Raw genomic sequence first — 14,452 nt, 5'->3', positions numbered from 1 at the left:
GCGTCGTGCCGGTTCGATTCCGGCCTCAGGCACCATTAAAATTGAAGAAAAAGCCTTACAGATTAAACAGATACGACGCTTCATTGCGTCGTTTTTGTTTCTGCTCCCCAGCGTTTCCCCTCTCTCACTTTTCCTTTCTTGTCCATTTCTTGTCTAAGCGACTTACTACTTCCTGCAATTCGTTGCGAACAACCTGCTCAGTCTTCCAACATAGCCAAGGACGTTTGGTTGGCTACTGCTCCGGACTTTTCCGGGGTCTGTTTCTGGTGCTGAAGCAAGTGCAGCTCACCGTTACCCCTTCGTCTTCACCCCTCCCAAACCCGCATTGAATCCCCTTTGAAACAGATATTAATCCCATGATCTAACCCATCATCGGAGGTATCTATGCAGACCAAATTTCGCTTTACCAATGCAGCCATCAAGGCTTTGCCCGCACAACAACGAGAGGCTGGCGCTACTGAACTGGAGTTCTCCGATACAGAGGTCATCGGCTTAAAACTCTTGTCAGGAAAAAGCCAAGGCAGTAAGCGTTTCCTACTGCGCTATACCCTCCAGGGCAAGAAGCGCAGCATCGCCCTGGGGCGATTCGGCGATATCGATGTGAGCCAAGCTAGGGCCATTGCCCGCAAGTACAAGGCGATGCTGGCAGAAGGCATCGACCCAGTAGCAGAGCGGGATAGCTACAAAACTGAGCCCACCCTTTCGGAGTTCTTCTGGCAGACCTTTTTGCCGCACCTCAAGACCATCGGCAAACGATCGATCAACAGCGACATTCAGCGGTTCAAACACAACATAGAACCACGCTTTGGTGCCATGCGTTACCGGCAACTCAAGGCGATGGATGTCCTGCAGTTGCAATCGGAGATGGTTCACCCTAACAACCCTCAGCAGACCGCCTACGCACCGAGTACCGCCAACCGAGTGTTGGCCCAGTTAAAGACCATGGGCAGCTATGCGGTGCGCTGGGGCATTCTGGACACCAACGAGGCGGCCAAGATCAAGCTGTTGAAGGAGGACAATGCCAGGACGCGTTTCCTATCGATTGAAGAGATGAAACGGGTCATTGAGGTGGCATTGCAGGATCGCAATCAAGCCGCAGGCAGCTTCATCGCGATGCTCTACCTGACGGGGGCAAGAAAATCAGAGGTGTTACTCGCTAAATGGGAACATGTGAACTGGGAGGATAAGACGCTGTTCGTACCCCTGACCAAGAATGGCAAGAGCCGGATCATTTACCTGAGCACATTGGCTATCGATATTCTGGAGAAGCTCCCCAGAATAGCCGGTAATCCCTATGTGTTCGCGAGCCAGCATATTCGCTGTCAGGGTAAGCCCATCGGTGAACCCAGATGTGCCTATGAACGGGTGTTGCAGAAAGCCGGTATCGAAGATCGCGATGAGGTTTGCTTCCATACGGCTCGCCATTCGGTCGCCAGTGCCTTGGTCTCTTCCGGGCAATACAGCCTGTATGACGTCAAGGCGCAATTGGCCCACGCCAGCATTCAATCCTCCCAGCGGTATGCAAAGCTGACCTCTGAGCGCAGTCGCAATATCAGCGAAGGTCTCTCGTCTATGATCCAGGCGGAGTGACCGAAAAGGTATTGTTTATAAACAGATATTAATAACCAGACAGCGCTGTTACATAGGCTGTTGGTCCACATTTCACATTTCACAGTTCCCAGGCCCTTAAGTTCATCTGAGCTTAAGGGCCTTTTTGTTGGAGAGAAAAACGATGAAAACTTGTATGGAATGGCCGGAGGAGTCATTGCTCGCGGCCTACCCGGCACTCCATGTCTCGGTCATGGAGCAAATTATCGAGCCCTTTTCATCAGTAGAGGAGGCGAGGGCATTCTGGGACACGACCGGTTGTAGTCTGGTCATTATCGAGATGACGGACTCGGTGAATGAGTTCCAGGCCATGCCACAGCATACCCAGAATCAGGTGATGTTCGGTTTGCGTTACCCGGAGCAAGAGTTCGCCATATCCGAAGATTGGCGTCTGTTGCTGGCCATTCTCAACGATGAGGGTGCTGGGATTTACCTGCTGATCCACTCAGATGCTCCGCTGATCACCACCCTGGAGGGGATGCACCATGAGTAATCCCAGTCATAGCGACATCATGCGCAAGTTAAAAGAGATCAAGGGGATTAAGGAGCTGCTGGAGAAGGCCGTACTGTTGTATGTCCTGCTCACGGATGGCGATCTGCCGGTCTGGTGCTATGCGCTCATCATCGGTGCGCTGGCTTATCTGGTAAACCCGTTCGACGTGGTACCAGATCCCATTCCATTTGCCGGTTATCTGGATGACTTATCGGTCATCACCTCGGCATTAGCCGCACTGCCGGTTAAGTCACACCACCGTCAATCCGCCAAGGACCGAATGAGATCACTGTGACAGTGATGGAGTAGGCCCTGTCGCGCTATCGCGCTTTCTATGACCCTTTATCTATGACCCGTCTACCGATGAACTGGAGATCGTAATCTCCGGTTATCTAACGACGTTGTAAGGAAACTATCATGGCAAGACCCCGTAAAAACCGCGTTGAAGAGACCCCTAAACCTGCCAGCACCACGCCAGCCGACGAGAGCCCTCTCACATCCGGAGCAAGCGGCTGCGCCGAGCCTCTCTCGCCAGCCCTTGCGGCTGACGCCGACAAGGCCAGGCCTGGACCCGGCGACACCGCAGACTCCGTGCCCGGCGGCCCTGCACCCATACACACCTTGCTCAACCATACCGCCGAGAAACTCAGTGCACGATCAGAAGGGCTAATTTTCTATGCCATCGGGCGTCATGAAGAGAGTGGCGAGCTGTTCCTGAAAATTACAGGCAATCAGGGTGGGGGTCTGCATAGCAAGGAGTGGATTGCGCTGTCGGCGATTGACGATGTGTTGCTCTCCTTGCCCGCAGACAAGCCGTTCAAATCCAGCGTCATGAAGCGACTGTTTAAAGGTGGCAGCGCCAATAACGCCGGATTCTTATCAGCCATTCTGCGCTCGGACGGGCTGAAGCTGATCCAGAAGGCTGACGGCAATCCGATGCTGCACGAACTGGTGCCTGATTATCTTGAGCGCTGGGGTTCGCTAACCAATGAGCTCTGCACCGTAGCACCAACCATCGAATAACCCCTGCATAGCTCTCACCTGTCCAAGGGTGAGCCCCCCTAAACAATCAATCTGAGGTGATTATGACGATCCCATTTGCGGGCGATTTTGCCCTGCCTGTCAGTCAGGCATTGATGAGTATTCTGAGTCAGGAACTGGACAGATCTGGGATGACGCTACATGGTCAATCCAGCCTGACCTTTAACTTCCGAGACCCGGATTACGGCCCGGTTCGTGGTGGGTTTCATCCAGTAGAGATCCGGCTGCTAAAGCGTAAAGACCGGTGGCAATTCGATTACGTGACGGACTTTAGCTATCAGGGGCCGGAGGATATGGCGGAGTTGGTCAAAGAGATCGACTTCAACTTTTTGAGCGAAGAATACTACCTGCTCCGTTACGGCCAGATGGGACCAGCGTCGGCCAGGGAGCTCTATACGATGTGGGAGTCGAACTTCGTCAGTTACTACCAGATGGGCGTGTTTACCGTCTCAGTGGCTGCGTAACCGTCGCACCGGACAGGAGAGGAACAGGAACCAGCGGCGGTTTGGTACTGGCAGTGGCGCTGCTGTGTTTACCTTTCCATGTAGGGCAAGGAGCGATGGGCTAACCCAACTCGAAACCGGTCAGCGGCTCAGTAGGTTAGTCCATCCTTCGTCTGTTTCAGGTGTCTCTCTCAGCCACCCCCCCCCCAAAAAAAAACAAGTATCCCCCGGCCTGTGGCTGGGAGGCTTGTTTTTTTGTCATCGGCGAGGAGGGAGAAAGACAGATATGTATGTATCCCCAATAGCGCTATTCCACCAAGCATATTTTACATTAAGTATCAGTAGGTTATAGACAATTTCTCTTCCGCAACAGGGATGATTTGCGTAGTCAGCCCGAAAGCGTTTTTGCCACCCTGTATGTCGGCAACCAAGAAAATTCGAACAACCACTCATAGTGTGATGACATCAAATGTTAATCAGCCTAACGCAGTGATATGGTAGGACTCTTACGTATCATTCATTTGTGCTTACTACATCCAGAGGTCTGAAAAATCTTGTCGACTATCACATCTTCAGCTCTAGAGTCAGCTCTTACTGGTAACCCAGAAGCGATTGAGGTTCATCTGACACCTGTGGTGAGGAATGTATCCATTGAGGGGCATTCGGTTAAGATTCATTGTCATTGTCTTACGGTTGATGGTAATGGCCGTGTTCAACCGCATCGACTAGCGGAGTTTATGCGAAATGCTGTGGTTGATTATGCGATCCCTCGCTCCAAACTTGCTGATGCAAAATTACGTGATGCTAAATTCAATAGCACTGAGGCGGTTGCTGAACTAATCGAGCGGGCAAAACGTTCTTTTACCGATTTAGCAAATACTGGAGAAGGGGGCGAGATGCTGTTGTTTCTCCTGGCCGAACGCTTCCTTAAGTTGCCACAAATTATATGCAAGATGGATCTCAAAACTGACTCACGTATGCACTATCACGGTGCAGATGGGGTATATGCGGGGGTTACAGATGAAGGGACTTTAAAACTTTATTGGGGAGAGTCCAAAATCTACGGAGATGCAAGCGATGCTATTCGCGATTGTCTATCTTCCCTCGCCCCATTTTTGGTGGAGCCTGAACATGAAGATGCTGGACGAGAACGCGATCTTATGCTCCTCAGTGACAAGGCTGATCTCAGTAACCCAGAACTCACGAATGCTCTCAGGAGGTATTTTGACAAGTCCTCGGCGATGTCTAAGCGGGTGCAATATTGTGGCATAGCCCTTGTAGGCTTTGATGCCTCGTTCTATCCGAAAGACAGTGTGAAGGCGGTTGCAGAGGAGATTGTAGAGGCATCCCGTATTGCACTTAACGATTGGAGTAAGAGTATTGACAGAAGGCTGAAAGTAGAGAGGCTCGAACAGATGGAGATCGAGTTTCTTTGTGTTCCTCTACCGTCGGCCGAAGGATTTCGTTCAGCCTTCCTCAAGGCGATGGGGATGAAGGAATCATGAGCCTAGCAGATCTTCAATCATGGCTTCTTAAAGAAGGTGTTCGAGATGACCTCGATTCTATTACGCTTCTCACTGTGCGCAAGGAGCTCGATAATCTGATACCGGATGCCTCGGATTTGTCTACAGCCTCTATTGATTGGTCTAGGTTGTTGCTCGCTGGTAGCATCCTTGCGCGCTCTGAGCAAAGGGTTGATCAAGAAGCCGCACTTCGAATCGCAACTGCTGCTGTCTGTTTGGCTGAAGATTGGGCACTCAAAGATGCGGGGGCTGTCCTGATGGGCAAACTCTCTAATTTTCGGGCAATTACGTTAGCTATGGATCGTAAATTGGTTGCCGCTGACCTCAATGGGCGGCTTGGCGTTGCGTTACGTCTTGAGGCTCAGCGTCGCGAAATGGATCGCTCCATCCTAGTACAATCGAGTGGATCTTGGTTGCAAGTAAACGATTTTCAGCAACGTTTCTGGACTAATTCGGTAGGAGAACGCTGGCTTTCGGCATCTGCGCCTACGGCTTCTGGCAAGACGTTTCTAGTGCTTCAATGGCTTATTGATCAAGTAGTCGCGGGTGAAGCCTGTGTCGCAGTCTACCTTGCTCCTACTCGGGCACTGGTTTCAGAAATCGAGACTAACCTCAAGAGCATGCTTGGTAATTCCGGGCTGATCGAGGTGTCGTCCCTTCCACTACCGGCTAAATACAGAGCTGCTCGCACTGGAGGTGCACGAGTAATTCTCGTATTCACACAAGAAAGAATGCACCTTCTCGCTAATGTACTTGGTAACGAGCTTTCAATAGACCTGCTTATCGTGGACGAGGCACACAAGATTGGTGACAACCAGCGCGGCGTGATCTTGCAGGATGCAATAGAACGAGCGACCCGTGGCAATCCAAAACTTAAAGCTGTATTTATAAGCCCGGCTACTCAGAACCCGGGAGAGCTACTCACGGACGCGCCTCATGGAGTGCAGACTGTCACTGTCGATAGTGACTCCTCCACAGTTCTTCAGAATCTGATGGTCGCATCTCAGGTACCACGGAAATCAAAGTTGTGGGCACTGACTCTTCAACAGCACAGCTCAACGCTTCCAATAGGGACTCTTCAGCTAGCGAGCACTCCGTCGGGACTCAAAAAGCGCCTTGCATTTATCGCAGCAGCTGTAGGCGAAAGAGGTGGAACTCTCGTTTATGCCAACGGCGCTGGAGATGCAGAAGAGGTCGCGGACTTAATCAGTCAGCTCTTACCAAAAATTGAGTTCGTTGATTCGGAGCTTTCCCAGCTTGCTGAGCTTGCTCGCAAAGGAGTGCATCAGGACTTCCGCCTGGCACCACTTGTTGAGCTCGGAGTGGCGTTCCACTATGGCAACATGCCATCACTGCTCAGACTAGAGATAGAGCGTTTATTCCGGTCAGGAAAGATACGATTCCTAGTTTGCACCTCCACATTGATAGAAGGCGTGAATTTGTCCTGTCGGACAATTGTTGTGCGCGGACCGCGTAAAGGAAAAGGGCATCCTATGGAACCGCACGATTTCTGGAACTTGGCTGGTCGTGCAGGCCGATGGGGGGATGAGTTCCAAGGAAACATCATTTGCATTGACCCAGAAGACAAGCAAGCGTGGCCTACAGGAGTTCCTGGTCGTGCACGCTATCCCATTAAGCGTGAAAGCGACGCAGTTCTTGAGCTTGGCGATGACATGGCTGACTATCTATCCAAACGCGGACTTACGGATCTCTCCAGTATCGAGGACAAAGATAAATTTGAGCAGGTTGGTGCTTATCTGCTCACAACCTTCATGCGACTTGGCTCAATATCAGCGGCTAACCTCGCGAAACGTCATAACGCTGAATCTATTGCTAATCTCGACCATGTGTTAGGAACTATAGCAAAGCAGATCGAAATCAGTGTCGAATTAGCCGCTCGACATCCTGGGGTTAATGCTATTGGCCTTCAGCGCCTTCTTGACGCTTTTCGTGCTTACACTGGTGATGTTGAAAACTTGCTCCCTGCTGAAGTTGCGAGCAACGACAGCTATGACCGATTCATTACTATTATGGGGAGAGTCAACGAACACTTGTTTCTTGCGTTTACTCCTGTATCTCGCATCAGATTGTACGCATTGATTGTTGTCAAATGGTTAAAGGGATACTCGTTGGCTAGAATTATCCGTGACAGTATCGATTGGCACCAAGAGGTTGGTAGGACTTTCAGTCTTCCTGAGTTAATTCGCAGTACGATGGAATTGGTGGAGCAAATAGCCCGGTTTAAAGCACCAAAATACCTTTCAGCGTATATGGATGTATTGCATCTGCATCTACGAGAGATTGGCCGTGAGGATCTGATTGACGACGGTTTGGATATCGGAACGCAGCTTGAGTTTGGTGTCTCGTCGAGGACTCTTCTCTCGCTCATGGAGCTTGGCCTCTCTCGTATGAGCGCTGTAGCTTTATACGAGAAAATTGCCCGAGACGACCTCAGTAAAGAGGGATGTATTACTTGGATTTCTGAGCGTCTGGATCAGTTCCAATCAATGGATATTCCAGCCATCATTATTCGTGAAGTACGTGAAATTCTCATTAGCCAGAGATAAACAAACTGATAACCAAGGAGTGGAGATTATATGCCTGCTAAACCAATCTGTCTTGGTCCTATGCATTTTGATAGAAGGGGAGATGCTGTCGCATATCTAAAAGATATGCTCCACAGATATGATCTGGGTGATCGAGTTAGTACAGAAGATTCAGTTGTTTTGCGAGCAGCATTGGAGAATCATCCAAATGCAGCTTTAAAAATTGGGCCTGGAATTGCTAGTTTCAGTGTTCGTTCTGCTGATTTTGGCACCAAGTGTTTTTGGGTCAATCGTACAGATGGAACAACCGAGAAGTTCTCTATTACAGGTTCTATTCACCGTAGCTAAGCGTATTCCCATCATAACAGTGCGACGTAAAGAGAAGGGGGACGCAACATATATAGTTGCTTCCCCAATTACCTTATTACACCAGCCAGATATTGCTATATCAATCAGTCGGTTATCACTTCATGACTCGGCGCATCCTGCGTGATTTGCGCTATCTCGGTCTTGGGGTTGTTCAACCGGCCTTGGAGCAGTGGCATGTCCTCCGGCTTGAACAGAGCCCCCAGCTCTAACCCTGGGCACTCTTGCAGGATCACCCGCACCAGGCGGACGGTGCGCGTCGTCACCGGTACACACTGCCCGACCAGCTTGGCGCGTTTGGCGGACTTACAGTCATCAACACTGGTTGGGCAGCCATTGATGGTCAGCCATTCGGCCAGCTCATCGTACCCCATCGTTTTCGTCATACCGAAAGCGGACTGGGTATAAGCACGCAGGAAAACCCGCTTTAGGATGCCAAGCGAACCTTCATCCGTCACACGCATTGGCAATCCTTTTATCGACGTCTTGCAGACGAAGTAATCCTCCCAGCTCTCCCAGTCATTGAGGGTCTTCAGGCAGTTCGTTCGCCGCCAGTTATCGAATACCACACGTTGCTCCATAGCGGCTGCTACCGTCGGCCAGGGGCGTGTATCAAAGCAAATATGCTCGGTGTCTAGCACACTCTGCATTGATGGCAGCATGGGTTGCCGCTTGAAGTCGAACTCAAGATTCAGGGTCTTTGACCTGCTCACGGAGACAAGATCGCGTTCATTGATCCACATTTCAGTCGTAGATATTAAATGGTCACTATCGACTTTTTGGCCGGGGGTACGATTCAGATACAGGTCAAGCATGTACGCCTGATGCAGCTCCTTAGTGCAGGGGGGCTTAACCCCAGCCTTGGCCAGGATCTGGGGCTGACCCTCAACGCCTTCGGGAGTAAGTTGACCACGAGTCTTCATCGCGATGACCTGTTTAACCTGATGTTTTTGCTCCAGCATCCGAAAGCCAGGGCCATCCAGTCGTTCACCCAACGCTTGAAACCTGCTGCATATCGGGCCAGTCAGCACAAGTTCGTCATAGGTTGCATCGGTGAGGAAGCCATCCGTCGTGACGCTCACCACCGTTCGGTGAGCGGGGATGGTAGCCAAGACTTCTCCGAGTACGGCACGGATCAGGCCGGTCGTATGCGCGGCAAAGAATGCGTTGGTGATGGCTGAGCGCTCAATAGGCTTGCTCAATCCACTGGATGTATCGAAGGCAGACTTCCCCCTCAGACCTTGCGCCAGCTTGCCATAGAGAGAGTTACCAATTTCTTTCCAAAGCAGCTCTTCGAAGGATTTCTTCACATACGATTGGCGTTTTTCCCGAACCTGCGAGACAAAGGGCTCAAACAGGCGCTGCGTCGTATCTGCCCAAGGGATGATGACACCTTGATGTATCTCAATCTGGCAACCCATGCGGAGTGCGACCTCGATCTCTGGTGCGGTACAGAAAGATTCACCAGTGAGGGGAAACAACAGGCCAATTTCAGTACGCACCGGTAGGCTGGGATAACGAGTCCCGTCTGGAAATCTAAATTTAACGCGAGCAAGACCAAAGACATGGCCACAGAAGTCGGCTGTGTTCGTGGTCATTCGCCCTCGCTCATAATCAAGGGGAAAAAGGTCAACGAGCCCTGTGGTATAGGCTCCGCTGAGGTCAAAATCGTTGAAGAGCGATAGTGGGGTCGGGCCACCCCAAAAGCATTCATTCCGTCCACCGTGGTAGCAATCGATGGCAAGACTCTCGAATAGCTTTGCAGCAGGGGTCATCTCCCGAATCGTCTTAGTCACAGGTCTGGATGCATTTTTGTTCCATCCAGTTTGCACCACCTCATGGGTTCCAAATAGCTGATCCCGGTCTTGGCCCGTTTCGCGCAGATGTTTCAGGAACACCGATGTGGCACAGCCGCCAATCGTCTTTGGCAGGGATGAAAGCCCCAGTGTCTTAGCGAATTCATGGAGTCGTAGGCCATATTTGACTGCGATTTCGGCATCGCGCAGGGCATAAGCTTCAAAGGCTACCTTGTTGCCGGCGAGTAGTTCATCCATGCGATCAATGGAGTGATCCGCAGGGAGGGACAATTTTGGTAAGCCAATGAGTTCACCAACGGCTGCAAGACCAGCACCACCTGGGGTGTGTAGCATAGTGTCGACAAAGGTGATCAAGGTTCGTTGGGCTTTACGCTGCTTGTCTCGCAAAATCAGCGGGGCCGGTTTAGCTTGACGGTGCAAGATGTTCTCAAGATCGATGCCATAGGCATTGTTTACTGATGCCACTGTTCGGCGAATGCCATTAACCTGAGTTTTGAACCGCCAGAAGTCGCCAAACGAGGCAAGGTCTGCTCTTAGGAAATGAGCATACACAAAGACGTGCTTGGGCCATTCTGTGATTAGCCCCTTCGCTTTACATTCAATAATGATGTGGCTGATAAATCGTTCAAAGCTCAGTCGGTCAGATTTCTTCGAAGAGGCGGGATAAATGATGTCTGCGTGCTCCCCCTTTTCAGTTTTGGCAAAGAACTGGTAGGAGAGAATGTCGTTGTGCATTGTCTTGGGGTTGTATACGTATTCGCTGTCTATGCCTATATGGATCCCTTCACCTTTTGCGGGAACCACTGTCTCCCCAGGCTTGAGATAATGCTGGGTGCGTAACCGCAGTGCCTTGTTGGTTGAATTCTCCTGTGCTGACAACAGGTAGCCGGGGATTTGCGTGTCGTCAGCAATCGAGGATCCGTCTGCGGTAACCAGTTTGCCGTTGTTGAGTAAGGGGGACTCACAGATAGAAGCGAGAACAGCATCCAACGGTGATGCTGCCGTAGCAAACAAGTCGATTGTCACATCAGTAGATAGGGGCGTATTGCTGGTATCGGCAGGCTTGGTGATGACTTTGCCTTCACGCATGACATGGTCATAATCCATGTCGTACAGACCGAGGGGGATAGCCAAGTTGCTCATTTTTTCTGGCCTCAGAAATTGAAGAAGGGCCCTCAGGCCCTTTTGTTACAGTTGATTGGCTAGATGTCTTAGAGCAGCCGGGCTGTGATGGTGTCTAAGCAAGCGCTGCGTTCTTCTTCGGTCTTGAACACAAGCCAATGGGGTTGTACCTGAGGAGATTCGTTAAACAGGCCGATGAGCAACGTCTCGTTCTTATCGATGGAAACCACACGATCAACCCATTCAATGTCGACGAAGCCGTTGGCAAGCACGAGCAGGTTGCGTTTGGTTTGGCGCTGCACTTGCTTACACAGTTGGGTCATCTCAGCCAGAGCGTCTTCTTCCGTATCAAACTTCACCCCAGCCGCCGCCTGCAGTGGGTTATTTTGTTGCCAGATATTGAGGTAGTAGGAGCCATCATCACCCTGTGTCGGCAGTACTTGGCACCGTGTGAGGGCGCTGAGTTTCAACAGGTTGGTGCCACAACGCACGAACGAAGAAGTTTTGTTGGTTTGAGCTTGGGTAGTGCTTTGCATTGCCATAATGTTTACCTTCTTATCAGTTAGTAAGCCGAGAAAGCCGTTCATTTTCCCAGCGGATGACTTCCTGGATGGGGAAGCGGGTCTGCCGACCGATGGTTACAAACGGGGGTAACGTCTCAGGGGCGATGACCATCTGCTTGTCCACCCAGCTCTTGCTGACTCGCCACCGCTGGGCCAACTCGCTTCGAGTGATCATTTTGTCTTCGTCCATTGCTTCCTCTCGTTTGTGCTGTTCGTTCGACTGGAGCTACTGTCCCAAAAATCGAGAACAGAAAATCTCATCTGTCATGCACGCTGCTCCAACTAGCCTGTGTGACGTTGATTTTTTCGATGAGCTCGTTGACCTGATATCTTGCGTATAGCCGTGTCGTCTCAAGGGAGTTGTGGTTGAGTGTCTGGGCCGCCAAGGCCAGATCACCGGTTTCCTGGAGCAAGGTGGTGGCAAAGCTGCGGCGCAAATCGTGAATACATAGACCTTGGATCCCCGCATGTTTACAGACTCGTTCGAAGGCATGGCGCGGATACGCTAAAGGTGCATTGGCCCGGTTAGGAGAGAAAAATAAGTAGTCTTGAATGCCGAACGCTGTCTGCTGCTCTCTAATCGTTGCGATGGCTGACGTCGATAACGGTACAACGTGCTGTTGGCCGTTTTTGGTGAGGGGAAGGACGAGATAACCAGCATCAAGATGAACGTTCGAATTCTTGATCGAGAGCACTTCACCGATCCGCATCCCTGTATAGAGGGAAAGCAACAAGGAGTTGGCCCCAGGTGTTTGTAGCGCATGGCATGCCGTGATAAACCCCTGACGTTCATCCGTGGTGAGGACTCGGTGACGCTGGTTGTTTTCTTTGAGTCTCTTTATCCCGTTCATGGGGCTAGAAGCTAGATAGCCATGTTCGACCGACAGCGTGAACATGCGGGAGAGGGCGGCGAGGATCTTGTTTACGCTGGATGGCTGGAGATGAGCACAGAGGTCGAGCTTGAACGATTCAATGTCCTGCCGCTCGATTTTTCCGATCTTACTGTCGCCAAAGCGAGGCAGGATATACTTCTTCACCTTATACAACTCAGATGCCGTATTACGTTTGTTCAGCTTGAGGTCGGTGAGGTAAAGGGTTTGATAGACCTCATCGAGCCGTTTGTTCTTGCCTAGCGAGTAAGTGCCGCTTTGGAGTGCCTGCATTCGCTCATAAACAGCGCTACGAGCATCCTGGATCGACATGTATGGATACGTGCCAAGCGTTTCACAGATCGGCTGGTAGCGATGGGTGGTCTTGAACAGAAAAGAGAGTGATGAAGGGTAACGCATGACCCGAAGTTGAGGATGCGTTACGTCCTTGTACTCCTGCTGCTTCCCGTTCGCAGGGGGAGGAAGGGCATCAAGGGTTTTACGAGTGAAGTGTAGGGGGATGATGGGCATGACTGTTACCTCCTGATAGTGGGGAGGTAACAGTAATCAATGCGTGGTTTGAACTATCTCATGCGTGATGCATGCTGGTCAAAGCATCAGCCCTCGTGCTTGAAGTAGTGGTCAACGAGTGATGAGTATTTGTATATATCAGAAATAAGATTTCGCCTGGAAGCCAAGTCATCTGCGCTGGATTTTCCATCGAATTCCATCCGCGTATAAGGAAACGCTTCGGCAAGCGCCATAATCATTTCCGGACCAGTCACGTGTAGTTCGTCGATTGTATCAGGGGTAGCATTTTTAAATTTTGGTTGAGAGTGTTGCCAATAGTATAGCCAAATCTTGTAGGTAATATTCCTATAGTAAATTGGTATCGACATTAATTTATTTGTCTTTCCTTCTCCGAATGTTCTGCGATTATGTGTAAAAAATATGTATTCATCAGGGGATAATGTCCTGCTACGTTCCTTTACTGGGAATATCTCTTCAATGTGTAATAATATGAGATAGGCTGCGGTGAGGAATGTCTTGACTATATGATGATAACATCCAAACTCCATTGAGACTTTAGTCCCGATTGCCATAAATAAATCATCGGGAGTGTTTTTTTCAGGATGATGTCGAGCATTCTTTTCAAACTCTAACCATTGTTCAGTAATATCCAGAGGGAAATAAATTAAAAGAAGGTTGGCTAGATGTGACAGGAACTCAGTCGATGTTCCAACAAGCGTATACCTATCCGGATATTGATATACTTCATTTGTCAGGGAAATCAGTTTTGTCGCGATGTCACGTGCAGAATTGTTAATGTCATTCGACATCTTCAATATATCGAGCTTACTACCAATATGTTTTCCATCAATGATGCCGTGGAAATTTACCCTTTGGGGAGAGGGGTGAGCAAGCGATTGTAGTTGGACTACTATATCCTCAATAACAGAGGTATCTATAGGGAGGTTTTCATTGCTTTCTGAGAGCGCCATCAAATGCTCAAAAGTATTTTGAAAAGCGGTTTCTTTGTGTCGACAGTTATTTATTTTACTACGTAGTTTTTTACTCAGATACTGCTGGAAGTTGAAAATAAGCTCAATGTCATCAACAGTTGTAAATTGAAGAGTGCTAGGCTTTTGTAGTTCTTTGAGACCTAAGTTATTACTCTTAGGTAATTTCTTATCCGCATTTAAAAATAGCTCTTCTAAAACACTTTCTCCGTACATAGCTTTAAAAGATAAAACGTCTTTATCATTGTGTGGTATTAAACCGTATTTTTCTTTTGCCATATATATATATCTTAATTATCAAGTGATAAGAGGGTTTAAAAATGCCTCTAGCAATATACTACCGCCTCATCGGGGCGAACAACCTTTTTAATTGCCAATCACGATAATGGAACGGATCAAATTTACGTTTTTATCATAACGATAGGCCAATTGTGGAGCAGTTTGATGCTGATAAGGCTTAAGCTTAAGTAAGCATCAAGTTACCAAAGGCCAAAATCAAGATGTATGGAGATTGTATTCACCTGACAGTTGCCCACAAAAG

General features: G+C 49.7%; 13 protein-coding genes. 8 read left to right on the top strand and 5 right to left on the bottom strand.

Annotated features, from left to right (window positions below; all coding sequences use genetic code 11):
- Positions 1-384: 384 nt before the first annotated feature.
- From AACR77_RS14710 to AACR77_RS14675, 8 genes are all read left to right on the top strand, one after another.
- Positions 385-1,590: a tyrosine-type recombinase/integrase gene (locus tag AACR77_RS14710; RefSeq protein WP_042878411.1), complete on the top strand. Its 1,206-nt coding sequence runs from the start codon at positions 385-387 to the stop codon at positions 1,588-1,590.
- A gap of 154 nt (positions 1,591-1,744) precedes the next feature.
- Positions 1,745-2,101, top strand: coding sequence for a hypothetical protein (locus tag AACR77_RS14705; protein WP_041213127.1), 357 nt, complete (start codon positions 1,745-1,747; stop codon positions 2,099-2,101).
- The gene (locus AACR77_RS14700) at positions 2,094-2,396 is read left to right on the top strand and encodes a YkvA family protein (protein ID WP_025201450.1); all 303 of its coding nucleotides are present in this window, start codon (positions 2,094-2,096) and stop codon (positions 2,394-2,396) included. The genes AACR77_RS14705 and AACR77_RS14700 overlap by 8 nt, the downstream gene beginning before the upstream one ends.
- Before the next feature lie 122 nt (positions 2,397-2,518).
- Positions 2,519-3,124, top strand: coding sequence for a hypothetical protein (locus AACR77_RS14695; RefSeq protein WP_052224744.1), 606 nt, complete (start codon positions 2,519-2,521; stop codon positions 3,122-3,124).
- Positions 3,125-3,186: 62 nt separating this feature from the next.
- A complete protein-coding gene (locus AACR77_RS14690) occupies positions 3,187-3,606 on the top strand; it encodes a DUF2787 family protein (RefSeq protein WP_042878406.1) in 420 nt (139 codons plus the stop codon).
- 533 nt (positions 3,607-4,139) lie between these two features.
- Complete coding sequence (locus tag AACR77_RS14685) at positions 4,140-5,090, top strand: HamA C-terminal domain-containing protein (RefSeq protein ID WP_042878404.1); 951 nt, start codon at positions 4,140-4,142, stop codon at positions 5,088-5,090.
- Positions 5,087-7,675 carry a DEAD/DEAH box helicase gene (locus AACR77_RS14680; RefSeq protein WP_042878402.1) on the top strand — a complete coding sequence of 863 codons (2,589 nt, stop codon included), beginning with the start codon at positions 5,087-5,089 and terminating at the stop codon, positions 7,673-7,675. Before AACR77_RS14685 ends, AACR77_RS14680 begins: the two co-directional genes overlap by 4 nt.
- Before the next feature lie 30 nt (positions 7,676-7,705).
- On the top strand, positions 7,706-8,002 hold the full coding sequence (locus AACR77_RS14675; RefSeq protein ID WP_081999306.1) for a DCL family protein: 297 nt from the start codon (positions 7,706-7,708) through the stop codon (positions 8,000-8,002).
- 104 nt (positions 8,003-8,106) lie between these two features.
- Here the strand turns inward: AACR77_RS14675 and AACR77_RS14670 are convergent, their stop codons facing one another.
- The 5 genes from AACR77_RS14670 to AACR77_RS14650 all read right to left on the bottom strand — a co-directional run bounded on the left by AACR77_RS14670 (position 8,107) and on the right by AACR77_RS14650 (position 14,190).
- On the bottom strand, positions 8,107-10,980 hold the full coding sequence (locus tag AACR77_RS14670; protein ID WP_197055466.1) for a hypothetical protein: 2,874 nt from the start codon (positions 10,978-10,980) through the stop codon (positions 8,107-8,109).
- Positions 10,981-11,048: 68 nt separating this feature from the next.
- Positions 11,049-11,501: a hypothetical protein gene (locus tag AACR77_RS14665; protein WP_042878399.1), complete on the bottom strand. Its 453-nt coding sequence runs from the start codon at positions 11,499-11,501 to the stop codon at positions 11,049-11,051.
- A 16-nt stretch (positions 11,502-11,517) separates the two neighbouring features.
- Positions 11,518-11,712: a hypothetical protein gene (locus tag AACR77_RS14660; protein WP_042656103.1), complete on the bottom strand. Its 195-nt coding sequence runs from the start codon at positions 11,710-11,712 to the stop codon at positions 11,518-11,520.
- Between the two features lie 67 nt (positions 11,713-11,779).
- Positions 11,780-12,922 (bottom strand): tyrosine-type recombinase/integrase, encoded by a 1,143-nt coding sequence (locus AACR77_RS14655; protein ID WP_052224742.1) that lies wholly within the window; start codon positions 12,920-12,922, stop codon positions 11,780-11,782.
- Positions 12,923-13,008: 86 nt separating this feature from the next.
- A complete protein-coding gene (locus tag AACR77_RS14650; protein ID WP_139739330.1) occupies positions 13,009-14,190 on the bottom strand; it encodes a hypothetical protein in 1,182 nt (393 codons plus the stop codon).
- Positions 14,191-14,452 lie beyond the last annotated feature (262 nt).

This window comes from Aeromonas sp. ZOR0002 (assembly GCF_963866995.1).
GTDB lineage: Bacteria > Pseudomonadota > Gammaproteobacteria > Enterobacterales > Aeromonadaceae > Aeromonas > Aeromonas caviae.
The sequence above is the reverse complement of the archived record's forward strand: the minus strand, read 5'-3'. Positions and strand labels throughout refer to the sequence as shown.